This is a genomic window from Pseudomonas nunensis, assembly GCF_024296925.1.
Lineage (GTDB): Bacteria > Pseudomonadota > Gammaproteobacteria > Pseudomonadales > Pseudomonadaceae > Aquipseudomonas > Aquipseudomonas nunensis.
The window spans coordinates 6,215,781-6,240,777 of the sequence record NZ_CP101125.1 but is presented as its reverse complement, the minus strand read 5'-3'; the positions used below and the strand labels follow the sequence as shown (position 1 = coordinate 6,240,777).

Annotated in this window: 24 protein-coding genes; 5 read left to right on the top strand and 19 right to left on the bottom strand. The window is 56.7% G+C overall.

Going from position 1 to position 24,997, the window contains the following annotated elements; genetic code table 11:
* The first annotated feature begins 94 nt into the window (after window positions 1–94).
* Window positions 95–1,222, top strand: a complete 1,128-nt coding sequence (locus tag NK667_RS27420; protein WP_054617143.1) for a phytoene/squalene synthase family protein — start codon at window positions 95–97, stop codon at window positions 1,220–1,222.
* Between the two features lie 132 nt (window positions 1,223–1,354).
* Here NK667_RS27420 and glmU read toward each other — a convergent pair whose 3' ends face one another.
* The 14 genes from glmU to mnmG form a co-directional block, all read right to left on the bottom strand.
* Entirely contained in the window at window positions 1,355–2,722 is a 1,368-nt protein-coding gene (glmU, locus tag NK667_RS27415) for a bifunctional UDP-N-acetylglucosamine diphosphorylase/glucosamine-1-phosphate N-acetyltransferase GlmU (protein WP_054617144.1), read from the bottom strand.
* Window positions 2,723–2,839: 117 nt separating this feature from the next.
* Entirely contained in the window at window positions 2,840–3,265 is a 426-nt protein-coding gene (locus NK667_RS27410; protein ID WP_054048166.1) for a F0F1 ATP synthase subunit epsilon, read from the bottom strand.
* Between the two features lie 45 nt (window positions 3,266–3,310).
* The gene (atpD, locus tag NK667_RS27405; protein ID WP_008155715.1) at window positions 3,311–4,690 is read right to left on the bottom strand and encodes a F0F1 ATP synthase subunit beta; all 1,380 of its coding nucleotides are present in this window, start codon (window positions 4,688–4,690) and stop codon (window positions 3,311–3,313) included.
* 27 nt (window positions 4,691–4,717) lie between these two features.
* On the bottom strand, window positions 4,718–5,578 hold the full coding sequence (gene atpG / locus NK667_RS27400; protein WP_054048164.1) for a F0F1 ATP synthase subunit gamma: 861 nt from the start codon (window positions 5,576–5,578) through the stop codon (window positions 4,718–4,720).
* Between the two features lie 50 nt (window positions 5,579–5,628).
* Window positions 5,629–7,173 (bottom strand): F0F1 ATP synthase subunit alpha, encoded by a 1,545-nt coding sequence (atpA, locus tag NK667_RS27395; protein WP_054048162.1) that lies wholly within the window; start codon window positions 7,171–7,173, stop codon window positions 5,629–5,631.
* 21 nt (window positions 7,174–7,194) lie between these two features.
* Window positions 7,195–7,731 carry a F0F1 ATP synthase subunit delta gene (locus tag NK667_RS27390; RefSeq protein WP_054048159.1) on the bottom strand — a complete coding sequence of 179 codons (537 nt, stop codon included), beginning with the start codon at window positions 7,729–7,731 and terminating at the stop codon, window positions 7,195–7,197.
* A gap of 12 nt (window positions 7,732–7,743) precedes the next feature.
* Complete coding sequence (locus NK667_RS27385; RefSeq protein WP_007948090.1) at window positions 7,744–8,214, bottom strand: F0F1 ATP synthase subunit B; 471 nt, start codon at window positions 8,212–8,214, stop codon at window positions 7,744–7,746.
* Between the two features lie 56 nt (window positions 8,215–8,270).
* Entirely contained in the window at window positions 8,271–8,528 is a 258-nt protein-coding gene (atpE, locus tag NK667_RS27380; RefSeq protein ID WP_002555987.1) for a F0F1 ATP synthase subunit C, read from the bottom strand.
* A 134-nt stretch (window positions 8,529–8,662) separates the two neighbouring features.
* Complete coding sequence (atpB, locus tag NK667_RS27375) at window positions 8,663–9,532, bottom strand: F0F1 ATP synthase subunit A (RefSeq protein WP_054048157.1); 870 nt, start codon at window positions 9,530–9,532, stop codon at window positions 8,663–8,665.
* A 16-nt stretch (window positions 9,533–9,548) separates the two neighbouring features.
* Window positions 9,549–9,956, bottom strand: coding sequence for a F0F1 ATP synthase subunit I (locus NK667_RS27370; RefSeq protein WP_054048155.1), 408 nt, complete (start codon window positions 9,954–9,956; stop codon window positions 9,549–9,551).
* Between the two features lie 148 nt (window positions 9,957–10,104).
* Window positions 10,105–10,977, bottom strand: coding sequence for a ParB/RepB/Spo0J family partition protein (locus tag NK667_RS27365; protein ID WP_054048153.1), 873 nt, complete (start codon window positions 10,975–10,977; stop codon window positions 10,105–10,107).
* 9 nt (window positions 10,978–10,986) lie between these two features.
* Window positions 10,987–11,784, bottom strand: coding sequence for a ParA family protein (locus NK667_RS27360; RefSeq protein WP_054048151.1), 798 nt, complete (start codon window positions 11,782–11,784; stop codon window positions 10,987–10,989).
* A gap of 18 nt (window positions 11,785–11,802) precedes the next feature.
* Entirely contained in the window at window positions 11,803–12,447 is a 645-nt protein-coding gene (rsmG, locus tag NK667_RS27355; protein ID WP_054048149.1) for a 16S rRNA (guanine(527)-N(7))-methyltransferase RsmG, read from the bottom strand.
* Window positions 12,444–14,342, bottom strand: a complete 1,899-nt coding sequence (gene mnmG / locus NK667_RS27350; RefSeq protein ID WP_054048147.1) for a tRNA uridine-5-carboxymethylaminomethyl(34) synthesis enzyme MnmG — start codon at window positions 14,340–14,342, stop codon at window positions 12,444–12,446. Before mnmG ends, rsmG begins: the two co-directional genes overlap by 4 nt.
* A gap of 591 nt (window positions 14,343–14,933) precedes the next feature.
* Between mnmG and NK667_RS27345 the strand changes: the two genes are divergently transcribed.
* The 3 genes from NK667_RS27345 (at window position 14,934) to NK667_RS27335 (ending at window position 18,932) form a co-directional block, all read left to right on the top strand.
* Window positions 14,934–15,440, top strand: a complete 507-nt coding sequence (locus NK667_RS27345) for a sigma-70 family RNA polymerase sigma factor (protein WP_054617145.1) — start codon at window positions 14,934–14,936, stop codon at window positions 15,438–15,440.
* Entirely contained in the window at window positions 15,440–16,387 is a 948-nt protein-coding gene (locus NK667_RS27340) for a FecR domain-containing protein (protein WP_054617146.1), read from the top strand. Before NK667_RS27345 ends, NK667_RS27340 begins: the two co-directional genes overlap by 1 nt.
* Window positions 16,388–16,496: 109 nt before the next feature.
* Window positions 16,497–18,932 (top strand): TonB-dependent siderophore receptor, encoded by a 2,436-nt coding sequence (locus tag NK667_RS27335; RefSeq protein WP_054617147.1) that lies wholly within the window; start codon window positions 16,497–16,499, stop codon window positions 18,930–18,932.
* Window positions 18,933–18,974: 42 nt separating this feature from the next.
* Here NK667_RS27335 and mnmE read toward each other — a convergent pair whose 3' ends face one another.
* The 5 genes from mnmE to rpmH form a co-directional block, all read right to left on the bottom strand.
* Window positions 18,975–20,345 carry a tRNA uridine-5-carboxymethylaminomethyl(34) synthesis GTPase MnmE gene (mnmE, locus tag NK667_RS27330; RefSeq protein ID WP_054617148.1) on the bottom strand — a complete coding sequence of 457 codons (1,371 nt, stop codon included), beginning with the start codon at window positions 20,343–20,345 and terminating at the stop codon, window positions 18,975–18,977.
* A 79-nt stretch (window positions 20,346–20,424) separates the two neighbouring features.
* Complete coding sequence (gene yidC / locus NK667_RS27325) at window positions 20,425–22,113, bottom strand: membrane protein insertase YidC (RefSeq protein ID WP_054617149.1); 1,689 nt, start codon at window positions 22,111–22,113, stop codon at window positions 20,425–20,427.
* A gap of 2 nt (window positions 22,114–22,115) precedes the next feature.
* Window positions 22,116–22,361: a membrane protein insertion efficiency factor YidD gene (yidD, locus tag NK667_RS27320; protein WP_080761984.1), complete on the bottom strand. Its 246-nt coding sequence runs from the start codon at window positions 22,359–22,361 to the stop codon at window positions 22,116–22,118.
* Window positions 22,354–22,755 (bottom strand): ribonuclease P protein component, encoded by a 402-nt coding sequence (rnpA, locus tag NK667_RS27315; RefSeq protein WP_054048735.1) that lies wholly within the window; start codon window positions 22,753–22,755, stop codon window positions 22,354–22,356. The genes yidD and rnpA overlap by 8 nt, the downstream gene beginning before the upstream one ends.
* A gap of 16 nt (window positions 22,756–22,771) precedes the next feature.
* Complete coding sequence (rpmH, locus tag NK667_RS27310; protein WP_003213577.1) at window positions 22,772–22,906, bottom strand: 50S ribosomal protein L34; 135 nt, start codon at window positions 22,904–22,906, stop codon at window positions 22,772–22,774.
* 567 nt (window positions 22,907–23,473) lie between these two features.
* Between rpmH and dnaA the strand changes: the two genes are divergently transcribed.
* Window positions 23,474–24,994, top strand: a complete 1,521-nt coding sequence (gene dnaA, locus NK667_RS27305; protein WP_054048135.1) for a chromosomal replication initiator protein DnaA — start codon at window positions 23,474–23,476, stop codon at window positions 24,992–24,994.
* Window positions 24,995–24,997 lie beyond the last annotated feature (3 nt).

Sequence of the window (24,997 nt, the reverse complement as noted above, 5' to 3'; positions counted from 1 at the left end):
CGGGGGTACGGGTTGTATTTTCCGATGTGGGCGCTGGCACGTTACTGCAAACTGAGCCATGCCCCGATTTCAGCGCTTGAGGTAGATTTAAGCCATGGACGAATCACTGATACTGGTGAATCACAATAATCAGCAACCAGGCACCGGCCACAAGCTGCCAATCCAGAGTGAAGGGCTGGTTAATCGAACCCGCACCAGTCTCCCCATCGATCCTGTCCGCTATCAGGATGAAATCCTCGCGCAAGTATCTCGCACGTTCGCCTTGACCATTACCCAGTTGCCCGCCGAACTTTACCCGGCAGTCACCAACGCCTACTTGCTGTGTCGCATCGCCGATACCATCGAAGACGAACCAGGGCTCACCGCCGGACAAAAACGCTATTACGAAAATCTCTATCTGGATGCCGTATCCGGCCGCGCAGATCCTCAGGCTTTCAGTGACGAGTTGAGCCTGTGCCTGACGGATCAGACCCTTCAGGCGGAACATGATCTGGTCCGGCACCTGCCACAGGTGTTGGCCGTAACACGCACCCTCAAACCCTCTCAGCGAGAGGTCATCCTGCAGTGCCTGAGCGTGATGACCCAAGGCATGAGCGAGTTTCAGGAGAATGCCGGCTTGCAGGGTTTAGCCACACAGCGAGAGCTGGATCGTTATTGCTATTGCGTCGCCGGCGTCGTGGGAAAGCTGCTGACCGAGTTTTTCATCGATGTTGAACCCAGCCTGTTACCCCAACGAGAAAACCTGCATCGGTTGGCTGTTTCGTTTGGTACGGGTCTGCAATTGACCAATATCCTCAAGGATCAATGGGACGACCGTCTGCGGGGTGCTTGCTGGCTGCCTCGGGACCTGCTTGCCAAGCATGGTGTCCAGCTCGCGCAGCTAAAGGCGGGGCAAGATGACCCGAACTACACACGGGCGCTGGCGGAACTGATTGGCACCGCCCACTCCCATTTGCAGCAGGCGCTGCAATACGCCCTGCTCATCCCGGCCAGCCATGAGGGCATTCGGCGATTTAATCTGTGGACGATTGGTCTGGCGTTGTTGACGTTGCGTAAGGTTCATAGAAACCCCGCCAGAACAGTCAAGGTGTCGCACGCTCAAGTGGCGTGGGTCATGCGCCTGACGCGACTGTCCCAGCGGTCGGATCTCGGCCTGCGCATGCTGTACAAATTAGCCTCGAGCACACTGCCATTGACTCCATTGGGAGCCGAGTGGCAATAGCCATTTAAGTAGATAGCTGTGGATAACCCATAAAAAGATCGCAGCCTGCGCCAGTTCCTACGGTGATGTGTGTTCACCCGGTAGGAGCTGCCGCAGTCTGCGATCTTTTGATCTTTATGAACTGTGGATAACTCAGCTCTTGTTGATCTTCACCGGCCGCTTCCAGCCGTCGATGTTCTTCTGCCGCGCGCGGCCTACGGCTAGTTGCGCATTATCCACATTCTGCGTGATGGTCGAACCCGCCGCCGTGGTAGCACCCGCCGAGATATCCACAGGCGCCACCAACGAGTTGTTGGAGCCGATGAACACATCTTCGCCCAGCACGGTTTTCCACTTGTTCGCGCCGTCGTAATTGCAGGTGATGGTGCCGGCACCAATGTTAGTGCGCGCGCCGATTTCGGCATCGCCCAGGTAAGTCAGGTGACCCGCCTTGGCGCCCTCGCCCATGTGCGCGTTTTTCAGTTCGACGAAGTTACCCACATGCGCACGCGCTTCAAGCACGGTGCCTGGACGCAAACGCGCGAACGGACCGGCATCGCTGCCTTCACCGAGGATCGCACCTTCGATGTGACTGTTGGCCTTGATCACCACGCCTTTGCGCAGGGTGCTGTCCTTGATCACACAATTCGGGCCGATGACCACGTCGTCTTCGATCACCACTTTGCCTTCAAGGATCACGTTGATGTCGATCAGCACATCGCGGCCAACGGTGACTTCACCGCGCACATCGAAGCGTGCCGGATCGCGCAGGGTCACGCCTTGGGCCATCAACCGGCGACCGGCGCGCAGCTGGTAGTGACGCTCGAGTTCCGCAAGTTGCTTACGGTCGTTGGCACCCTGCACTTCCATGGCATCAACGGGCTGTTCCGTGGCCACCACCAGACCATCACTGACCGCCATGGCAATCACGTCGGTCAGGTAGTACTCGCCTTGGGCATTGTTATTGGAGAGCCGGCTCATCCAGTCGCCCAGACGTTCGAACGGCACGGCCAGAATGCCGGTATTGCCTTCGGTGATCGCTCGCTCGGCTTCGCTGGCATCTTTCTGCTCGACGATAGCCGTGACCTTGCCGTCGGCATCACGCACGATACGGCCGTAACCGGTCGGGTCTTCCAACTCGACGGTCAGCAGGCCGAGTTGTTGTGGCGCAACCTGCTTGAGCAGGCGTTGCAGGGTTTCGACTTCGATCAGCGGCACGTCGCCGTAGAGAATCAGCACAGTATCGGCGGTGATGAAGGGGACGGCTTGGGCCACCGCATGACCGGTACCCAGTTGCTTGTCCTGCAACACGAAATTCAGGTCATCCGCCGCCAGCTGATCCCGCACGGCATCGGCGCCATGGCCAATCACCACGTGAATGCGCTGTGGATCAAGTTGCCGGGCGCTGTGGATAACATGGCCCAGCATCGAGTTGCCGGCAATCGGGTGCAGAACCTTGGGCAGCGCCGAACGCATGCGAGTGCCTTGGCCGGCAGCGAGGATAACGATTTCTAGAGACATGACTGGCTACCAATCCTGGGTGGTCAGCAACTGCGACCAGTTTATGAAAGTCGGAAAAGAAAAAAGGGTAGCCGAGGCTACCCTTTTTAATCAATCGCACAACAAGTCGATGACGAATTAACCGCCGTACTTCTTGCGGATCTGCTGGACGGTGCGCAGCTGAGCTGTCGCCTCGGCCAGACGTGCGGCAGCAGAACCGTAATCGAATTCTGCGCCACGTTCATGCAAGGCCTTCTCGGCAGCCTTAACGGCTTCCTGAGCGGAGGCTTCATCCAGGTCGGCAGCACGTTGCACAGTGTCGGCAAGAACCTTGACCATGTTCGGCTGAACCTCGAGGAAACCACCCGAGATGTAAAACACCTCGGTTTCCCCGCCCTGCTTGATCAGGCGGATCGGACCTGGTTTCAGATTAGTGATCAGCGGCGCGTGACCCAGGGCGATACCAAGATCACCCAGTGCACCGTGCGCAATCACCATCTCGACCAGGCCGGAAAAGATTTCCCCTTCCGCGCTGACGATATCGCAATGGACTGTCATAGCCATCTGATTGCCTCAACCTAAATTAGCGCCCGTTGCCGGGCGCCGGGATTACAGTTTCTTGGCTTTCTCGATCGCTTCTTCGATGCCGCCGACCATGTAGAACGCTTGTTCTGGCAGGTGGTCGTAGTCACCGTTGAGGATGCCTTTGAAGCCAGCAATGGTGTCTTTCAGGGAAACGTATTTACCCGAAGCACCGGTGAAGACTTCAGCCACGAAGAACGGTTGCGACAAGAAGCGCTGGATCTTACGAGCACGGTTTACCAACTGCTTGTCGGCTTCCGACAGCTCGTCCATACCCAGGATCGCAATGATGTCCTTCAGTTCTTTGTAACGCTGCAGAACATACTGAACGCCACGAGCGGTGTCGTAGTGGTCCTGGCCGATCACGTTCGGATCCAGCTGGCGCGAAGTCGAGTCGAGTGGATCGACCGCTGGGTAGATACCCAGGGAAGCGATGTCACGGGACAGAACGACGGTGGCGTCCAAGTGGGCGAAAGTGGTCGCTGGCGACGGGTCAGTCAAGTCATCCGCAGGTACGTATACCGCTTGGATCGAGGTGATCGAACCGTTTTTGGTCGAAGTGATACGCTCTTGCAGAGTACCCATCTCTTCGGCCAGGGTCGGCTGGTAACCTACTGCGGAAGGCATACGGCCCAGCAGTGCGGATACTTCAGTACCGGCCAGGGTGTAACGATAGATGTTGTCGACGAACAGCAGAACGTCGTTACCTTCGTCACGGAACTTCTCGGCCATGGTCAGGCCGGTCAGTGCTACGCGCAGACGGTTACCCGGCGGCTCGTTCATCTGACCGTAAACCAGTGCCACTTTGTCCAGAACGTTGGAATCCTTCATCTCGTGGTAGAAGTCGTTACCCTCACGAGTACGCTCGCCCACACCGGCGAACACGGAATAACCGCTGTGCTCGATGGCGATGTTACGGATCAGTTCCATCATGTTTACGGTTTTGCCTACACCGGCACCACCGAACAGACCAACTTTACCACCCTTGGCGAACGGGCAAACCAGGTCGATAACCTTGATGCCGGTTTCCAGCAGGTCGTTGCCGCCCGCTTGTTCAGCGAAGGTTGGCGCAGGACGGTGAATGCCCCAGCGCTCTTCGGTGTCGATCGGGCCAGCTTCGTCGATCGGGTTACCGAGGACGTCCATGATCCGGCCCAGGGTCGCTTTACCGACCGGTACGGAAATGGCAGCGCCAGAGTCGGTGACTTCCAGACCGCGCTTCAAGCCCTCGGTGGAACCCATCGCAATGGTACGAACCACGCCGTCGCCCAGCTGCTGCTGAACTTCAAGCGTGGTTTCAGCCGCGCTTACAACTTTCAGCGCGTTGTAGATGCTCGGTACGCTGTCGCGTGGAAATTCCACGTCGATAACGGCGCCGATGATTTGAACGATACGTCCGCTACTCATAGCTGGATCCTCTGAATATTTGAACCGTTAAACCGCGGCAGCGCCGCCGACGATTTCCGAGATCTCTTGGGTGATCGCAGCCTGACGCGCCTTGTTGTAGATCAGCTGCAAATCGCTGATCAAATCACCGGCGTTGTCGGTAGCGTTCTTCATCGCGATCATCCGCGCAGCTTGTTCAGCCGCGTTGTTCTCGACCACCGCCTGGTAGACCTGCGACTCCACGTAGCGAACCATCAAGCCGTCAAGCAGCTCTTTGGCGTCCGGTTCGTAGAGATAGTCCCAGTGGTGCTTGAGTTCTTGATCCGGGGTTGCCACCAATGGAATCAACTGCTCCACGGTAGGCTGCTGCGTCATGGTGTTGATGAACTTGTTGGACACAACGCTCAGACGGTCGATACGGCCATCCAGGTAGGCATCCAGCATCACCTTGACGCTGCCAATCAGATCATTGATCGATGGCTCTTCACCCAGGTGGCTGATAGCTGCTACGACGTTACCGCCGAAGTTGCGGAAGAAAGCCGCACCCTTGCTACCAACAACACACAGATCGATCTCGACGCCGTTTTCACGGTTTTTCGCCATGTCCTTGACCAGGGCCTTGAACAGGTTGGTGTTCAAGCCACCACACAGACCACGGTCACTGCTCACCACAACATAACCAACACGCTTGATTTCACGGTCGATCATGAACGGGTGGCGATATTCCGGGTTAGCGTTGGCCAAATGACCAATAACCTGGCGGATGCGCTCCGCGTAAGGACGGCTAGCAGCCATGCGCATTTGTGCCTTGCGCATTTTACTGACCGCCACTTTTTCCATGGCGCTGGTAATCTTTTGCGTGCTTTTGATGCTCGCAATCTTACTGCGAATCTCTTTTGCGCCTGCCATGTAACACCTATCAGGTTAGCAAGCGGGAGCCTTGCGGCTCCCGCTGCGGCTTACCAGGTTTGGGTGGCCTTGAACTTCTCGATACCGGCTTTCATGCCAGCGTCGATTTCGTCATTGAAGTCACCCTTCACGTTGATCTTCGCCATCAAATCGGCGTGATCGCGGTTGAAGAAAGCAATCAGCGCTTGTTCGAAGCTGCCGATCTTGGCGATTTCAATGTCAGTCAGGAACCCACGCTCAGCGGCATACAGCGACAGCGCCATGTCAGCAATCGACATTGGTGCGTATTGCTTCTGCTTCATCAGCTCGGTAACGCGCTGACCATGCTCAAGTTGCTTACGGGTCGCTTCGTCCAGGTCAGAAGCGAACTGGGCGAATGCCGCCAGTTCACGGTACTGAGCCAGAGCGGTACGGATACCACCGGAGAGCTTCTTGATGATCTTGGTCTGAGCGGCACCACCCACACGGGATACCGAAACACCGGCGTTCACAGCAGGACGGATCCCGGAGTTGAACATGGCCGATTCCAGGAAGATCTGACCGTCAGTGATGGAAATCACGTTGGTCGGAACGAACGCTGAAACGTCGCCAGCCTGGGTTTCGATGATCGGCAGTGCGGTCAGGGAACCGGTTTTGCCGGTCACTGCGCCGTTGGTGAACTTCTCTACGTATTCTTCCGAAACGCGGGATGCGCGCTCCAGCAGACGGGAGTGGAGATAGAACACGTCGCCTGGGTAAGCTTCACGGCCTGGTGGACGGCGCAGCAGCAGGGAAATCTGGCGGTAAGCCACTGCTTGCTTGGACAGATCGTCATAAACGATCAGCGCGTCTTCACCGCGGTCGCGGAAGAATTCACCCATGGTGCAACCGGAGTACGGTGCCAGGAATTGCAGTGCTGCAGATTCCGAAGCGCTCGCTGCGACTACGATGGTGTTAGCCAGCGCGCCGTTTTCTTCCAGCTTGCGAACAACGTTGGCGATGGTCGATTGTTTCTGACCGATCGCTACGTAGACGCAGAAAATGCCGCTGTCTTTCTGGTTGATGATCGCGTCGATCGCCAGAGCGGTTTTACCGATCTGACGGTCACCGATGATCAGCTCACGCTGGCCACGGCCGACAGGAATCATGGCATCGACAGCCTTGTAGCCAGTCTGTACAGGCTGGTCTACCGACTTACGCCAGATCACGCCTGGAGCAACTTTCTCGACCGCATCGGTCTCGGTGTTGTTCAGCGGACCTTTGCCGTCAACTGGGTTACCCAGTGCGTCGACTACGCGACCCAGAAGTTCCTTACCAACCGGAACTTCGAGGATGCGGCCAGTGCACTTGGCGCTCATGCCTTCAGCCAGAGACTGATAGGAGCCCAATACAACGGCGCCTACAGAGTCTTGCTCAAGGTTGAGGGCCATACCGAAGACGCCGCCCGGAAACTCGATCATCTCGCCGTACATTACGTCGGCCAGACCGTGAATCCGCACGATACCGTCAGATACGCTGACGACTGTGCCTTCGTTACGGGCTTGGGAGGTCACATCGAGTTTGTCGATGCGGCCCTTGATAATTTCACTTATTTCGGAAGGATTGAGTTGCTGCATTGCTCTGCTGCCCCTTCAAACTCAAGATTTCAATGCTTCGGCAAGGCTCGCGAGTTTGCCGCGAACCGAGCCATCGATAACCAGGTCGCCGGCGCGGATGACAATGCCCCCGATCAGGGATTTGTCTTCCTCGACTTGCAGGCGCACTTCCCGGTTGAGTCGTGCACTGAGAACCTTGGCGAGTTTGTCTTGCTGTTCTTGGTTCAATGCAAAAGCACTGGTCACTTCAACGTCTACCGATTTCTCTTGTTCGGCCTTGTACAGGTCAAACAGAGCGGATATCTCCGGCAAAAGCGGGAGACGGTCGTTTTCGGAAACGACGTTGATGAAGTTCTGTGCCTTGGCATCAAACTTGTCGCCGCACACGTCAATAAACGTGGCGGCCTTGTCTGCGCTCGTCAGTCGCGGGGCCTTGAGCACGCGCTGCATGGTGTCGTCTTGCGACACTGCTGCAGCCAGGCCGAGCATGGCTGACCAAGAGGCCAGTTGCTGGTGGGCCTGGGCGTGCTCGAAGGCTGCCTTAGCGTAAGGTCGGGCCAACGTGGTCAATTCTGCCATGATCGCCCTCGCTTAAATTTCAGCAGCCAGTTTGTTTACCAGCTCCGCGTGCGCGTTTTGATCGATTGTGGAACCCAGGATCTTCTCGGCGCCAGAGACTGCCAGGCTACCCAGTTGGGCACGCAGCGCGTCTTTGACACTGTTCAGTTCCTGCTCGATCTCGGCCTGAGCCTGAACCTTCACACGGTCAGCGTCGATACGGGCTTTTTCAACAGCCTCTTCAACAATCTGGTTACCGCGTTTCTTGGCTTGCTCAATGATTTCAGCTGCTTGAGCCTTAGCTTCGCGCAGTTGCTGACCCGCTTTATCTTGGGCCAGCTCCAGGTCGCGAGCTGCTCGGGCGGCAGCGTCCAGTCCATCCGCGATCTTCTTCTGACGTTCGTGCAAAGCCGCGATGACCGGAGGCCACACGAACTTCATGCAAAACAGTACAAAAATGAAGAACGCAACGGACTGGCCAATCAGGGTTGCATTAATGTTCACGCCAACACCTCGCTCGTTCGTTGCACATCACACCAATTACTCGAAGGTTCGAGTAATTAGCCAGCGAGTTGACCAACGAATGGGTTCGCGAAGGTGAAGAACAGAGCGATACCAACACCGATCATGGTTACGGCGTCGAGCAGACCGGCAACGATGAACATTTTGACTTGCAGCATTGGAACCATTTCTGGTTGACGCGCTGCGCCTTCCAGGAACTTGCCGCCCAACAGGCCGAAACCAATTGCGGTACCCAGTGCGCCCAGGCCGATCAACAGTGCAACAGCGATAGCGGTTAGACCAACTACAGTTTCCATCTTTCCTCCCGACTTTTACGTCGTATGGTTTAGGTTTTTTAGATTTTAAAGCGGTAAAACAAATCGTTTCATAAGCCCTGTTCGGGCACCCACTCGTTTGACCGAGTGGGACATCAGACTAGTCGAGACTGGTCTTAATGGTTCTCTTCGTGCGCCATCGACAAGTAAACGATGGTCAGCATCATGAAGATAAACGCCTGCAGGGTGATGATCAGGATGTGGAACACAGCCCACGCCCACTGCAGAACTACGCCCAGGCCGCTAAGCCAGAGCAGACCACTGCCGAACATCACAGCGATCAGAATGAAGACCAGCTCGCCGGCATACATGTTGCCGAACAGACGCAGTGCCAGGGAAATTGGCTTGGCGATCAGTGTCACGAACTCCAGCAGGAAGTTCACCGGGATCAGCAGGGCTTGAACGAAGATGTTCTTGCTGCCGAACGGGTGCAGGGTCAGTTCGCCGATGAAGCCGCCGATGCCCTTGACCTTGATGCTGTAGAAAATGATCAACGCGAACACTGACAGGGCCATGCCCAGGGTAGCGTTCGGGTCAGTGGTCGATACGGCACGGAATGGAATGTGCGAATCGCCAGTGATCAGGATGGCCAGGTGAGGAATCCAGTCGACCGGAATCAGGTCGACGGCGTTCATCAGGAAGACCCAGACGAAGATAGTCAGTGCCAGCGGTGCAATCACCGGGCTACGACCATGGAAGCTGTCTTTCACGCTGCCATCGACGAATTCGACCAATACTTCAACGAAGTTCTGCAAAGCACCTGGTTGACCGGAAGTCGCCTTCTTTGCCGCCATGCGGAAAATCAGAACGAAGATCAGACCCAACGCGACCGACCAGCCGAGGGTATCGACGTGGAAAGCCCAGAAGCCCATTTCTTTGGCCTCTGCTGCGGTGTGGGCAAAGCCCCAGCCGCCGGTAGGATGCTGACCGAAAGTCAGGTTCTGCAAGTGGTGCTGGATATAGCCCGAAGCGGTTGTCTCTGCCATGGTTGCCTCAAACGCCCTAAGGTCTCGAAAGTCTTGTTCTCATCAGCAGGGGCGCGAACCAGCTGACCAGTTGGGTCAACACGAAGACGCCGAATACAGCTAGCGGCGCCAATGGCTTCACACCTGCAAACGTCAATGCAAAGAGCACTGCCGTCAGAATTAATTTGCCCGCCTCGCCAGCATAAAAAGACCGGACGATGGCTTGAGCTGCTCGGGCGCCGGAAAACCGAAATGCCCTGTGAGCGAAATAAACATTGGGTAACAAGGCTATCAGGCCTCCGCAGAGTCCTGAGTACCCGGCAACGACTCCATACCATTGCCACAGCGCCAAAGCGGCAATGAGCAAAACGATAAATTGAGCCATTAACACCGGAAAAACTGCCAGGCGATGGAACGGCAAGCGGTTTGGCGTGCGTGTTTCCATCACTTTTACTCCCCAATGGTCGGCTGCCAGAATTCAATAACTTGGCATAATTTGTGCCGACAAAATGCGCGCAGAGTATAGGGGCGGTTCAGCCCCTATTCAACTGTCAGGTAGTGATTTCCGACTGCGCGCTACATGAGGAAATGTTTCAGCGGATGTGAGCAAGCACGCCTTGAAGCTCGTCGAGAGAGTTGTAGCCAATCACTAACTGCCCTTTGCCCTTCTTTCCGTGGCGAATCTGCACCGCAGAGCCTAGGCGCTCGGCCAGGCGCTGCTCGAGACGGGCAATATCCGGGTCCGGTTTTGCAGGTTCCACAGGCTCCGGTTTACCACTCAGCCACTGGCGAACCAGTGCCTCGGTTTGGCGCACGGTCAGCCCACGTGCGACAACATGTCGCGCCCCTTCAACCTGTTGATTTTCCGGCAAACCCAGCAAAGCACGTGCATGACCCATTTCCAGGTCGCCGTGGGACAGCATGGTTTTGATAACTTCCGGCAACGCGATCAAGCGTAGCAGGTTCGCCACGGTTACCCGGGATTTGCCCACTGCTTCTGCAACTTGTTGCTGAGTCAGCTGGAATTCCTGCTGCAAACGCTGCAGCGCTACCGCTTCCTCGATCGGATTGAGGTCTTCGCGCTGGATGTTCTCGATCAGCGCCATCGCGATAGCAGTTTCATCCGGCACATCGCGAACCATCGCCGGGATGGTTTCCTGGCCAGCCTGCTGGCTGGCACGCCAACGGCGTTCACCGGCGATGATTTCGAAACGACCGCTGCCGATCGGGCGAACCACGATTGGCTGCATCACGCCCTGGGCCTTGATCGACATCGCCAGTTCTTCGAGCGCCTGGGGATCCATGTCCCGACGCGGCTGATACTTGCCGCGCTGGATCAGGTCCAGGGGCAGGTGTTGCAGCTCACGCTGATCGGCTTGTACCGCTTGCTCTTCGAGCGAGCTGACAGTCGGACCACTCAGCAGTGCATCCAGTCCACGTCCGAGACCTCGTTTCTTGACGGCCATGGGGATTCCTTAAGTTGCCTGAGCGGCGGCGGTGCGTGAGTTTTTGCGTTGACGGCGAACCAGTTCGCCTGCCAATGCCAGATAAGCGATAGCGCCCCGCGATGCTTTGTCGTACGCCAGCGCCGGCATGCCATAGCTTGGCGCTTCGGCCAAGCGGATGTTGCGCGGAATCACGGTGTCGTAGAGCTGCTCGCCGAAGTGTTCCTTGAGCTGCGCCGAGACATCGTTCATCAGGCTCAGGCGCGGGTCGTACATGGTCCGCAACAGGCCTTCGACTTTCAGGTTCGGGTTCAGCAGTTCGGCGATGCGCTTGATGTTATCCACAAGGTCGCTCAAACCTTCCAGCGCGAAGTACTCGCACTGCATGGGGATAATCACCCCATCGGCCGCCACCAACGCGTTCAGTGTCAGCATCGACAACGACGGCGGGCAGTCGATCAAAATGTAATCGTAGTTTTCACGGATTGGCGCCAACGCGCTGCGCAGACGACTTTCCTTCATCTGCATTTCCAGCAACACCACTTCGGCGGCCGTCAAATCACGGTTGGCCGGCAACAACTGGTAACCACCATGCTCGGAGAAATGCATGGCCTGGGCCAGGTCGCATTCGCCGATCAGCAGGTCGTAGACCGAGTTTTCCAGGCCATGTTTATCCACACCGCTACCCATGGTGGCGTTGCCCTGTGGATCGAGATCGATCAACAGCACCCGACGCTTGGTAGCGACCAGGGAAGCTGCGAGGTTGATGCAGGTGGTGGTCTTGCCCACACCACCCTTTTGGTTCGCTATCGCGAATACCTTAGCCATTCTTGCTTGTGTTCCCAATCATGCCGTGCGGCGCAGTATCAGCAGATGGCGTTGGCCTTGGCAACCGGGTACGGCCAGGGCGTGTTCGCTATCGAGGTGGAAGTCTGCCGGCAATGCTACCAGCTCATCGGCGGGATGAACGCCCTTCATTGCCAGCCAACGTGTATCGCGGTCGCCAAGGTGGCGAGTCCAGTTGCTGAAGTTTTCCATGCTGCTGAACGCCCGGGAGATGATCCCGTTGAACGGCAGTTCTGGCTGGAAAGCTTCGACGCGACTGTGGATAACTTGCAGGTTATCCAGTTTGAGTTCGAGTTTGACCTGGGTCAGGAAGCGGGTTTTCTTGCCGTTGCTGTCCAGGCAAGTCACTTGGGAGTCCGGAAACAGGATCGCCAACGGGATACCGGGCATGCCGCCGCCGCTGCCAACGTCCAGCCAGCGGCCGTTTTCCACAAATGACATCACGCTCAGACTGTCGAGCAGGTGACGGGACACCATTTCGTCCGGATCGCGCACGGCGGTCAGGTTGTAGGCCTTGTTCCATTTGATCAACAGGGCCAGATAACCCAGCAGCAACGCGTGCTGGGTCTCTGTCAGTGTGACACCGAGCTGGCGAGCACCTGTGGATAACTCTTCTGCATGTTGCGAGGTGACCAACGAACTCAAGCGCTTTGCTCCAACTGACGGCCCGCGCCGCGTTTTTTCAAATGAATCATCAACAGCGAAATCGCCGCCGGGGTCACGCCCGGGATGCGCGACGCCTGGCCCAGGGTTTCCGGACGGGTCGCACCGAGCTTGCTCTGGATCTCTTTCGAGAGTCCGGAGATGTTCGTGTAATCGATATCCACAGGTAGTTTTGTATCTTCGCTGGCCCGCAGACGAACGATTTCATCCTGCTGGCGATCGATGTAGCCGGCGTATTTGGTCTTGATTTCGACCTGCTCGGCGACCTGTGGATCTTCTGCACCACCGCCCGTCACGGCGATCAGACCAGCGTAGTCGATTTCCGGACGGCTCAAGAGGTTGAGCAAATTGTATTCGTGGGTCAGCGGCGTACCGAACTTTTCGGAGATCGCATCGCCCTGCTCGGTGCCTGGGCGAACCCAGGTACTTTTCAGGCGCTGCTCTTCCAGATCGATGCTTTCGCGTTTTTTGCAGAAGGCCGCCCAGCGCGCGTCATCGACCAAACCGAGTTCGCGACCTTTTTCGGTCAGACGCAGATCAGCGTTGTCTTCGCGCAGGATCAGCCGGTATTCGGCCCGGGACGTGAACATCCGGTACGGTTCCTGGGTACCCAAGGTAATCAGGTCGTCGACCAACACGCCGATGTACGCCTCGTCGCGACGCGGACACCAGGCGTCTTTGCCCTGTGCACGCAGTGCGGCGTTGGCCCCGGCCAGCAAACCCTGGGCGCCGGCTTCTTCGTAACCGGTAGTGCCGTTGATTTGCCCGGCGAAAAACAGACCGGCAATCACTTTGGTTTCCAGGCTGTACTTCAGGTCACGCGGGTCGAAGTAGTCGTATTCGATGGCGTAGCCTGGGCGAACGATGTGCGCGTTTTCCATGCCGCGAATCGATTGCACGATCTGCAATTGCACGTCGAACGGCAGGGATGTGGAGATCCCGTTCGGGTACAGCTCGTGGGTGGTCAAACCTTCCGGTTCGATGAAGACCTGATGGCTTTCCTTGTCGGCAAAGCGGTGAATCTTGTCTTCGATCGACGGGCAATAGCGCGGGCCGATGCCTTCGATCAAGCCTGCATCGGAATACATCGGCGAACGGTCGAGGTTCGCGGCAATGATTTCGTGGGTGCGGGCGTTGGTGTGGGTAATCCAGCAGCTGACCTGTTTCGGGTGCTGCTCTTTCGAGCCCATGAACGACATCACCGGGATCGGCGTATCGCCTGCTTGCTCGGTCATTACCGAGAAATCCACAGAACGACCGTCGATACGCGGCGGCGTACCGGTTTTCAGGCGACCAACGCGCAGTGGCAATTCACGCAAACGGTGAGCCAGGGCAATCGATGGCGGATCACCGGCGCGACCGCCGGAATAATTCTGCATTCCGATGTGGATAAGTCCACCTAGGAAGGTGCCAGTGGTCAGCACCACGGAATCGGCGAAGAAACGCAGACCCATTTGGGTGACAACACCACGCACCGTTTCCTGCTCGACGATCAGGTCATCAGCGGCTTGTTGAAATATCCACAGGTTCGGCTGGTTTTCCAGGGCTTCGCGGACAGCGGCCTTGTACAGAACCCGATCGGCTTGAGCGCGAGTCGCTCGCACGGCCGGGCCTTTGCGGCTGTTCAACACGCGAAACTGGATACCACCCTTATCGGTGGCCATGGCCATCGCGCCGCCGAGGGCATCGATTTCCTTGACCAGGTGGCTTTTGCCGATCCCGCCAATGGCAGGGTTGCAACTCATGGCACCGAGGGTTTCCACGTTATGCGTCAGCAACAGGGTTTTTGCCCCCATACGTGCTGACGCCAGTGCTGCCTCGGTACCGGCATGACCGCCGCCGATGACGATCACTTCAAAACGGGAAGGGAAATCCACCACGCACCTCGTGCCTGCTTCAGTTAGGTAATCCGGAATAGGTTGACCACAGGTTTTTGGACCTGGTCGGCAAGTATAGGGACTTCGCCCTTCCTAAAGAACCCTTTGCACAAAATTTAACCAGCTGTGGAGAAGTCGAGGTTATAGAAATTAAAAAGAGAGAAATTTATTAAATCTTTGTTTTTATGTTTATTTCTACTGAGCACCATTTCTGTGGATAGATCTCTACAGGCCTTTATATTCAATGTGTACATAGATTCAAAACCCTGTGTTCATATGCCAACGAGACCCTTGGATAACCGGTGTAAGCCTGTGGATGAAATGGGTGGTTATCCACAGGTGGGTTTATCTTCAGTTTTCAGGCGCTGTTATCAACTGCCCTTAGTGGCACTTATTCACAGGGCTTAATCCACAGAAAACCCGCATTTCATCGAATTGAAGGCAGCCAGATTTCGCGAAAGGCCAGAAGCCATCGCGTAGCAGATTCAAAAAAGACCTATCGAGGAGCCGATACTTGGTAGGCAGGGCTATTGTGAGAAGACGTAACAGAAGCTAATAATAGCCATTATCATTAACTCATCCCCTTCTCCTATGTCCCTACCCTCCCATACGGCAGCCGTTCAGCACATCTATGAGCAGCACCATTCCTGGTTGTATGGATGGCTCAAGGGAAAACTGCATGACGCTTGCGATGCCGCCGATGTGGCGCACGATACGTTCGTGCGCATTCTTGGTTCGCGTAATGCCACACAGATTCGCGAGCCGCGGGACTATCTGGCGACCGTAGCGCGGGGCCTGGTGATCGATCGCTATCGGCGGCACGCTATAGAAGTGGCCTACCTCGAAACATTGGCAGCGCGACCCGAAGCGACGGCCATCAGCGAAGAAGACAAAGCCCTGATCATCGAGACCCTGGTGGCTGTGGATAAAGCCTTGGCCAGTCTCGGTGCCCGGGCCCAGCGGATTTTCATGCTGTCGCAGATCGACGGGCTGACTTATCAACAGATCGCACTTGAGTTGAAGGTTTCGCTGACAACGGTGAAGAAACACATGATCCGTGCCCTCACGGAATGTTCCATGATCATGGCGGGCTTCTGATGTCGGCCGCGCCTGATCGTAAAGTCTTCGAGGCGGCCGCCAGTTGGTACGTGCAGTTCCAGAGCGAACCGCCATCGCCGGCACAACGCCAAGCCTGGCAGCATTGGGTCGATAGCAATCCCGCGCACCTCGCTGCCTGGAACCAGATGGAACAACTGCAACGGCACTTGGGCGCAATGCCCCGGGACCTGACGCGGCGCGCGCTCTCTTCTACTCAGCAACGCCGGCAAGTACTCAAGCTTTTGCTGATCCTCGCGGGCACCGGCTACGTTGGCTGGAATGTGCGACGGCACACAGCCCTGGGCAATGTCTGGGCCGATTATTCAACCAAGGTCGGCCAACGGCGGAAAATCGAACTCGCTGACGGTAGCCAGATTCATCTCAACACCAACACAGCCATCGACGTCTTGTTCGATGGCCAGCAACGGTTGATCCGTTTGCGCTCAGGGGAAATCCTGATCCGCACCGGAAAGCTTGGAGACACGCGCCCGTTCTTTGTCGAAACCTGCGAAGGCCGGGTTCAAGCCCTGGGAACACGTTTTTCAGTGCACCAGCTATCGGGAACGACCCGGGTTGGCGTGCTCGAAGATCGAGTCAGCATTCAACCCGCCGATCAGACAGGCAGCCCGCGCGTGTTGAATGCGGGGGAAGGCGTGGACTTCAGCAGCGACAGCCTCGGTAGGATTCATCCGTATCAGTTGTCGGAAGCGGCCTGGATCAACGGGCAGTTGATCGTGCTCGATGCACCACTGGGCGATGTCATCCGTGAACTGGGGCGCTATCGCTCCGGGATCCTGCAATGTGATGAACGGGCTGCACGATTGCGGGTTTCCGGCACGTTCCGCCTTGATTCGACTGACGCGGTGCTCGCCAACCTGCAAGCGTCGTTGCCGATCAGCGTGCGATATTTCACCCGTTACTGGGTGTCGATCAGTCAGGCTGCCTGACACTTGGGAAAATAAATCTGGATCAGGGTTATCTTTTTCAGTCCTGACACGGCCCTACAGGTAATCGCGATAAACGCGGCTCTTTGCCACCTTCAGGGCTTACCCATTCATGCGACTTCCTACGTTCCGACTGCGCTTTTCCCACCATTGCATTGCCTACAGTTTGTTGATGACCACGGCCGCGAGTGGCATGTTGACCACCAGCAGTGCTGTCGCCGCCAGCGCCGTGCAGCGTTATGCCATCGCTGCCGGTCCGTTGGATAACGCGCTGAGCCAGTTCGCCTCTGCAGCCAATGTGATTCTGTCGTTCTCGCCACAGCAAACCGGTCAAATGCGCAGCCAGGGCTTGGCCGGAAGCTATTCCATCGAACAAGGGTTCGAGATGCTGCTGCAGGCATCCGGGTTGCAAGCGGTGCCCCAGGCGCCGGGCAGTTATATTCTGCAACCCTTACCGGCGACGGGTTCGCTGGTCCTGGGGCCGACCAATATCACGGGCTCGCAACAAAATGAGATGAACCTGGATTACGCCGCCGACGTTGGCTACAAGGCAGCGAACAGTCGGGTCGGTACGAAAACCAGCACGCCGCTGTCGGAAACGCCTCGTTCAGTATCGGTCGTGACCGCTCAGCGCATGAAAGATCAAAAGTCACAAACCCTCACCGATGTGCTGGGTTATGTGCCGGGGATCTTCGCGCCACCCTTCGCTGCCGGCGATAGCCTGGCGGGTGACCTGTTCTTCATTCGCGGTTTCAACGCGACCGATTACGGCTACGGCTTGTTGCGCGATGGTTTGCGTGTTCAGGGCAATCGGTATGACACCAGCACCGAACCTTATGGGTTGGAACGCGTCGAGATTTTCCGCGGCCCCTCCTCGCTGCTCTATGGCGAAAACGCGCCTGGCGGCCTGGTCAATCTGGTGAGCAAACGTCCTACCGCAACGCCCCAAGGTGAAGTGCAACTGAGTTATGGCTCCAACAATCGGCGTCAGCTGGGGGTCGATGTCTCCGGCCCTTTGAATGACGAGGGCAACATCCAGGGCCGGATCGTCATGCTGGGGCGCAACGCCGATACCCAGACCGACCACGTGCCGGACGATCGCCTGTATATCGCGCCGTCGCTGACCCTGAATTTCGACGACTTCAACACGCTGACCCTGCTGGCCAACTACCAGAAAGACCACACCAACATGGAACTCGGCCTACCCGCAGCAGGCACGTTACTGACGAACCCCAACGGCAAGTTATCCAAGGACACCATGCTCGGTGATCCGGACTGGAACACGTTCGAGCGGGAAACCTGGAGCACGGGTTATGAATTTACCCACAGCTTCAACGACGACTGGCAGTTCCGGCAAAACTCGCGGTACATGCAATCGCGCATCACCCGCCACGAAACCTGGCCGGGTAATCTGAACAACGTCGGTTTTGGCACACGCCTGAACATGACGGCTTACGATCGCTTCAACAAGTCGATGGTTTACTCGCTGGATAACCAACTGGAAGGCAAATTCCAGGTCGGCGGTCTGGAAAACACCGTGTTGTTCGGTGGAAGTTTCGACCGAACGTCCTTCAATCAGGACTGGGATGCCGGCGTGGTTGGACCGATTGATATCTACAACCCGGTTTACCTGCGTGACCCGACAACGCCGATCGCGGTGCAAAACACCTTGCTGGAACAGCAGATGAAGGGCGCTTATGCCCAGATCCAGAGCAAGTACGACCATTGGCTGTTTCTGTTGGGTGGTCGGCAGGACTGGGTCGACAGTGACTTCCGCGACAAAGTGGCCAGGGGCAGCAACATCAGCTCCGAGGACAAGAAGTTCACGTATCAGGGCGGCGTGATGTACCAGTTCGACAACGGCCTGACGCCGTATGTCAGCTACTCCACCGCGTTTGTTCCGGTGCAGCAGATTTCCAATTCCGGAGCGCCGCTGGATCCGATCACCAGCAGCCAATACGAAGTGGGATTGAAATACGAGCCGGTAGGTTGGGACACGGCGTTCACCGCATCGGTCTACGACTTGCGCAAAAAGGACGACACCTACTTCGACGCAACCACCGCCAGCTATCGCCAAGTGGGCGAAAGCCGCTCCAAAGGCGTGGAGCTGGAACTCAACAGCAATCTGACACCCAATCTGAATGTGACCGCTGCCTACACCTACACCGATGCGCGGATTACCAAGGATTCGGCGACATCCCTGGTCAAGGATCACCAAATGACCGGCGTGCCGCGTAACCAGGCCTCGGTCTGGGCCAAATACCGGTTCCTGGAAAGCAGCCTCAAGGGCCTGTATGTCGGTGGCGGCGTGCGTTATTTCGACAGTGCGTTCGCCTACACATCGCCCACCCTTTACGGGAAGCTCGATGCCGGCGACGTCACCTTGGTAGATGCCGCAATCGGCTACCAGATTGACCGCAACTGGACCGTCGACCTCAATGCGAAGAACCTCTTCGACAAAGAATACGTGTCTGGTTGTAACGATGCAGGTCGTTGCTACTGGGGTGAAACCCGCACGTTGCTCGGTTCGGTGTCTTACAACTGGTAAAAATAAACAGGGCTGTGGATAAGTTACCCACAGCCCTCGTTGTTATTTGCCGATACAGAAGCTCGAAAAGATTCGTCCCAGCAAGTCATCGGAGCTGAAAGCACCGGTGATTTCGCCCAAAGAATGCTGCGCCTGCCTTAAATCCTCAGCCAATAGCTCACCGGCACCTGCGAGCGTCAGCTGCGCTCGGCCGTGTTCGAGGGATGCACTGGCATGTCGCAACGCCTCCAGGTGGCGCCGGCGTGCACTGAAACTGCTTTCCGAGGTCTGCTCGTAGCCCATGCAGGTCTTTAAGTGTTCGCGCAGCAACTCCAGGCCCTCGCCCGCTGACTTGGCACTCAAACTGATGGTGACATGTCCATCGTCGCTGACTTCCAGGGCAATCGCTTCGCCCGTCAGGTCAGCCTTGTTGCGGATCAGCGTGACTTTGGCCGGATCTGGCCGGGTTTCCAGGAATTCTGGCCACAAGGCAAATGGATCAAGCGCTTCCGGTGCAGTAGCGTCCACGACCAATAACACCCGATCCGCTTCGCCGATGGCTTTCAACGCGCGCTCGACACCAATTTTTTCAACCTGGTCATCGGTATCGCGCAGGCCAGCGGTATCGACTACGTGTAACGGCATGCCATCGATGTGGATATGTTCGCGAAGAATGTCCCGGGTGGTGCCGGCGATCTCGGTAACGATCGCTGCTTCACGACCGGCCAACGCATTCAACAAACTGGATTTGCCGGCATTCGGTCGCCCGGCGATCACCACATTCATCCCATCGCGCAACAAGGCACCCTGCCCGGCTTCGCGAAGGACTGTGGATAACTCGTCGCGGACTTTATCGAGCATGCTCAGCACGTGGCCATCGGCGAGGAAGTCGATTTCTTCTTCCGGGAAGTCGATGGCGGCTTCGACGTAGATACGCAAACCGATCAATTGCTCGGTGAGGTTATGCACACGCTGGGAAAACGCACCCTGCAAAGAACGCAGGGCATTACGCGCAGCCTGTGCAGAACTTGCCTCGATCAAATCGGCAATCGCCTCGGCCTGGGCCAGGTCGAGTTTGTCGTTGAGGAAGGCGCGTTCGCTGAATTCACCCGGCCGGGCCAGTCGGCAACCCAGTTCCAGGCAACGCTTGAGCAACATATCCAGCACGATCGGGCCACCGTGGCCCTGGAGTTCCAGCACATCTTCGCCGGTGAACGAGTTCGGCCCCGGGAAATACAGCGCGATGCCTTCGTCCAGCACCTCTTGGATTTCACTGAGGAACGGACCGTAATGGGCAAACCGCGGTTTCAGTTCACGACCGCTGATGGCTTTGGCCGCCACACTCGCCAGCGGCCCGGAAATACGGACGATGCCCACACCGCCGCGACCTTGGGCGGTGGCGACGGCAGCGATGGTTTCACGAGGAAAGCTCATAAACCGGTATCCAGACAAAAGAGACAGATAGCAAAACGCCCCACTAGGGGGCGTTTTGAGTGGTTATCCACAGAGTAAGTTACGCAGCGGCATTTTTGGTAGCAGCTTCGATCTTACGTGTGATGTACCACTGTTGGCTGATGGACAGGCAGTTGTTGACCACCCAGTACAGCACCAGACCCGCCGGGAACCACAGGAAGAAGAAGGTGAAGATGATTGGCATCAGCTTCATCACCTTGGCCTGCATCGGATCCGGAGGCGTTGGGTTCAACCGCTGCTGGATAAACATGGTTGCACCCATGATGATCGGCAGAATGAAGAACGGGTCTTTGATCGACAGGTCAGTAATCCACAGCATGAAAGGCGCTTGGCGCATTTCAACGCTTTCCAGCAGAACCCAGTACAGCGAAAGGAAAACCGGCATCTGCACCAGGATTGGCAAGCAGCCGCCCAGTGGATTGATCTTCTCTTTCTTGTACAGCTCCATCATGGCTTGGGACATTTTCTGCCGGTCGTCGCCATGTTGCTCTTTCAGCGCGGCCAGTTTCGGTGCCACTGCACGCATGCGCGCCATGGATTTGTAGCTGGCAGCCGACAGAGGGAAGAAAAGCCCTTTGATCAGCATGGTCAGGAAGATGATCGACCAGCCCCAGTTACCCACAATCGCGTGGATGTGTTGCAGCAACCAGAAGATTGGCTGGGCAATGAACCACAGGATGCCGTAGTCGACGGTCAATTCCAGACCCGGGGACAACTCTTTCAGCACAGCCTGGCTTTTCGGGCCGGCGTACAGAACAGCGCTGACTTCACCTTTGGCACCCGGTGCAACGGTCACTGCCGGAGCGGTGTAACCGATGATGTAGTTGCCTTTGCTGTCTTTACGGGTCTGAACGACGTTGTTTTCGCCCTTCGCCGGAATCCACGCGGTCACAAAGTAGTGTTGCAACCAGGCAACCCAACCACCGTTAACGGTTTCTTTCAGCTGAGCCTTGTCCATGTCCTTCATCGACACTTTCTTGTACGGCTCGTTACTTGTCCACAGGGCGGCGCCCAGGTAAGTCGCGGTGCCGGTGGCAGTGCTGGAAGAAGGATCGGAGCTGGCGTCACGCTTCAGCTGGGCGAACATCGCACCCGACCAAGGCTTGGCGCTTGCGTTGTCGATCAAGTAGGAAACGGTTACGTCATACAGGCCACGTTTCACTGTGAAACGCTTGATGTAGTTGACGCCGTCCTTGCTGAACTTCAGGTCCACGACCAATTGGTCCTGACCGTCAGCCAGTTGGTAGATCTTCTTCTCCGAGGCGTAAACCGGACGACCGGTTGGACTTGCGTCCGGACCGTCGGTGCCGATCAAACCGCTCTGGGCCAGATAAGTCCGCTCGTTGCCGTTATCGAACAGCTGGAATGGAATTTCCGGATGGTCCTGGCGACGTGGATACAGCGGCAACGTCAACTGGGCAACATCACCACCTTGTGGGTCGATAGCCAGGTTGAGCACATCCGTTTTGATCTGGATGAGGTCTTTGCTTACAGCTACTGGCGTTTCAGCAGGTGCAGTGGCACTGGTATCGCTTGCGGCGCGTGGAATGTCGTCACTGACAGAAGCATTATTGCCAGTCGCCGTGTCCGGTAGGCCCGGTGCGGTAGTACTGGAAGCAACATTCTGAGTCGGCAGGGCAGCCTGGCCATAGTCCTGGTTCCATTTAAGAACCATAACGTAGGACACGATTGCCAGGGCGACGATCAGGATCGTGCGTTTGATATCCATGATTACTCGGCCATCGAAGAAGAACGGGAGGTAGGGATAGGCGGAACCGGGTCATAACCACCGGGATTCCACGGATGACAGCGACCTAAACGACGAAAGGCCAGCCAGCCACCGCGCAGAAGGCCATGATTTTCTATGGCTTCATACGCGTAGCAGGAACAACTGGGGTAGAAACGACAGTGACTGGCCATCAGAGGACTAATGGCATAGCGATAAAACTGGATCGGAACGAGTGCCAGTTTACGCATCGGTACTGTCTACCCCTACAGTTTCGGTTTTGACTGCTGGTACCGGCGTGCTGCGTGCCAGACGCTTCCAGAGTTTGCCGAAATGCTGAATCAATTCGGGGTTTTCTACGTCGCCCAAACCTTTGCGCGCGACGATAACAATGTCCCAACCGACCAGTGAATCCTGGTTCAGGCGAAACGATTCGCGCATCAGACGTTTGAGGCGATTGCGCTCGACGGAGAGCTTTACGCTCTTTTTCCCGATAACCAACCCGAGACGGGGGTGATCAAGATCGTTGTTGCGCGCAAGGAGCAGGAGGTTTTTCCCCGGAACCTTGCCGGTAGGGGAGTCAAAGACTGCTTTGAAATGCCGGGGCGTAAGCAAACGCTTGTCCCGACTGAAGTCCTGACTCACCTCCAGTGCCGGATTATCAAACTGCCAGACGCGCACGACCTTTGGCGCGGCGACGCGACAGGACGGCGCGACCGTTTTTGGTAGCCATGCGAGCACGGAAACCGTGGGTACGAGCGCGTTTGATAGTGCTTGGTTGGAAAGTACGTTTCATTGTCGTGTTACCTGGTTCGTCCACAACGGGCCGGAATGGCCCCCGTTTTAAGAGACCGGGGATTCTAGAGAAAGCAAGCCTCTAGGTCAATTTCCAACCAGCGTTTCCTTATAAATAGATCTCCAGCGGTTTTCTCGTTCGACCCCCCTTCGCTAGATATAGAAATAAAGAAGGGAATTATTTAAAGCTTTTCTGTAAAGCTTATAAAAGCTAGGGACACGATCTTCTGTGGATAACTGCCTTAAGCCCTTCTAAGTCGTGCTGTACAGAGAATGACAACTACGGTGGAAAACGGTGGTCAGCCTGTGCTGCGCTGTCGGATAAGCTGTGCGTGGAATGGCTAGTTATCCACAGGCCAGTTATCCACCGAGTTTACCCCCCACTTGTCCAGTGCCCTCATGGTCGGTTATCCACAGAGCTTATACACATACCGTCGGTCGTCTTTTTGTCAGTTAACGCGTTGATAAATCATGGCCTGTGCGCAACCTGCATGTGGATAAGTGGGCGTCTGGCCGCTACAATGGCCGCTTGTTTTTGCCTCACCGGCTTTCAACTTAGGGGATATCCGTGTCAGTGGAACTTTGGCAGCAGTGCGTGGAGCTTTTGCGCGATGAGCTGCCTGCCCAACAATTCAACACTTGGATCCGTCCACTACAGGTCGAAGCCGAAGGCGACGAGTTGCGTGTCTACGCACCGAACCGTTTTGTTCTCGACTGGGTCAACGAAAAGTACCTGGGCCGCGTCCTCGAACTGCTGGATGAGCATGGCAACGGCATTGCGCCGGTGCTTTCCTTATTAATAGGCAGCAAACGCAGTTCGGCACCACGTGCGGCACCCAATGCCCCACTGGCCGCCGCAGCTTCCCAGGCTCAGACTGCCCAGGCACCTGTCAGCGCTCCAGCCCCTGCGCCAGCCGCCACCCAGACCAAACGTGCAACGCAAAAAGTTGCCGAAGTCAGCGAAGAGCCGTCTCGCGACAGCTTCGACCCGATGGCTGGCGCCAGTTCGCAACAGGCTCCGGTCCGTGCCGAACAGCGCACCGTGCAGGTCGAAGGCGCGCTCAAGCACACCAGCTACCTGAACCGCACCTTTACCTTCGAGAACTTCGTCGAAGGTAAGTCCAACCAGCTGGCCCGGGCTGCGGCCTGGCAAGTGGCGGACAATCCCAAGCACGGTTACAACCCGCTCTTCCTTTATGGTGGCGTTGGCTTGGGTAAGACCCACTTGATGCACGCTGTGGGTAACCACCTATTAAAGAAGAATCCGAATGCCAAGGTCGTGTACCTGCATTCCGAGCGTTTCGTGGCCGACATGGTCAAGGCACTACAACTGAACGCGATCAACGAATTCAAGCGCTTCTACCGTTCGGTGGATGCGCTGCTGATCGATGACATTCAGTTCTTCGCTCGCAAGGAACGTTCCCAGGAAGAGTTTTTCCACACCTTCAACGCCCTGCTTGAAGGTGGCCAGCAGGTCATTCTCACCAGTGACCGCTACCCGAAAGAAATCGAAGGCCTTGAAGAGCGCCTCAAATCCCGCTTCGGCTGGGGCCTGACGGTTGCCGTCGAGCCGCCGGAGCTGGAAACCCGTGTGGCGATCCTGATGAAAAAGGCCGACCAGGCCAAAGTCGATCTGCCCCACGACGCGGCGTTCTTCATTGCCCAGCGTATTCGCTCCAACGTCCGTGAGCTGGAAGGCGCGCTCAAACGCGTGATCGCCCACTCGCACTTCATGGGCCGCGACATCACCATCGAGCTGATTCGCGAATCCCTGAAAGACTTGTTGGCGCTGCAAGACAAACTGGTCTCTGTGGATAACATTCAGCGCACCGTCGCCGAGTACTACAAGATCAAGATCTCCGACCTGCTGTCCAAGCGTCGTTCGCGCTCGGTCGCACGTCCGCGTCAGGTTGCAATGGCCCTCTCCAAAGAGTTGACTAACCACAGCCTGCCGGAAATCGGCGATGTGTTTGGCGGCCGCGACCACACGACCGTTTTGCACGCCTGCCGCAAGATCAACGAACTTAAGGAATCCGACGCGGACATCCGCGAGGACTACAAGAACCTGCTGCGTACACTGACCACTTGATGA

Coding starts and splice junctions, on each gene's coding strand:
- yidC (WP_054617149.1), bottom strand. CDS start 22,113: ATGGATATCAAACGCACGATCCTGATCGTCGCCCTGGCAATCGTGTCC.
- NK667_RS27390 (WP_054048159.1), bottom strand. CDS start 7,731: ATGGCAGAATTGACCACGTTGGCCCGACCTTACGCTAAGGCAGCCTTC.
- NK667_RS27420 (WP_054617143.1), top strand. CDS start 95: ATGGACGAATCACTGATACTGGTGAATCACAATAATCAGCAACCAGGC.
- mnmE (WP_054617148.1), bottom strand. CDS start 20,345: ATGAGCTTTCCTCGTGAAACCATCGCTGCCGTCGCCACCGCCCAAGGT.
- NK667_RS27365 (WP_054048153.1), bottom strand. CDS start 10,977: ATGGCCGTCAAGAAACGAGGTCTCGGACGTGGACTGGATGCACTGCTG.
- yidD (WP_080761984.1), bottom strand. CDS start 22,361: ATGCGTAAACTGGCACTCGTTCCGATCCAGTTTTATCGCTATGCCATT.
- NK667_RS27335 (WP_054617147.1), top strand. CDS start 16,497: ATGCGACTTCCTACGTTCCGACTGCGCTTTTCCCACCATTGCATTGCC.
- NK667_RS27410 (WP_054048166.1), bottom strand. CDS start 3,265: ATGGCTATGACAGTCCATTGCGATATCGTCAGCGCGGAAGGGGAAATC.
- atpG (WP_054048164.1), bottom strand. CDS start 5,578: ATGGCAGGCGCAAAAGAGATTCGCAGTAAGATTGCGAGCATCAAAAGC.
- NK667_RS27360 (WP_054048151.1), bottom strand. CDS start 11,784: ATGGCTAAGGTATTCGCGATAGCGAACCAAAAGGGTGGTGTGGGCAAG.
- glmU (WP_054617144.1), bottom strand. CDS start 2,722: ATGTCTCTAGAAATCGTTATCCTCGCTGCCGGCCAAGGCACTCGCATG.
- rpmH (WP_003213577.1), bottom strand. CDS start 22,906: ATGAAACGTACTTTCCAACCAAGCACTATCAAACGCGCTCGTACCCAC.
- atpA (WP_054048162.1), bottom strand. CDS start 7,173: ATGCAGCAACTCAATCCTTCCGAAATAAGTGAAATTATCAAGGGCCGC.
- NK667_RS27370 (WP_054048155.1), bottom strand. CDS start 9,956: ATGGAAACACGCACGCCAAACCGCTTGCCGTTCCATCGCCTGGCAGTT.
- atpD (WP_008155715.1), bottom strand. CDS start 4,690: ATGAGTAGCGGACGTATCGTTCAAATCATCGGCGCCGTTATCGACGTG.
- NK667_RS27340 (WP_054617146.1), top strand. CDS start 15,440: ATGTCGGCCGCGCCTGATCGTAAAGTCTTCGAGGCGGCCGCCAGTTGG.
- atpB (WP_054048157.1), bottom strand. CDS start 9,532: ATGGCAGAGACAACCGCTTCGGGCTATATCCAGCACCACTTGCAGAAC.
- NK667_RS27345 (WP_054617145.1), top strand. CDS start 14,934: ATGTCCCTACCCTCCCATACGGCAGCCGTTCAGCACATCTATGAGCAG.
- atpE (WP_002555987.1), bottom strand. CDS start 8,528: ATGGAAACTGTAGTTGGTCTAACCGCTATCGCTGTTGCACTGTTGATC.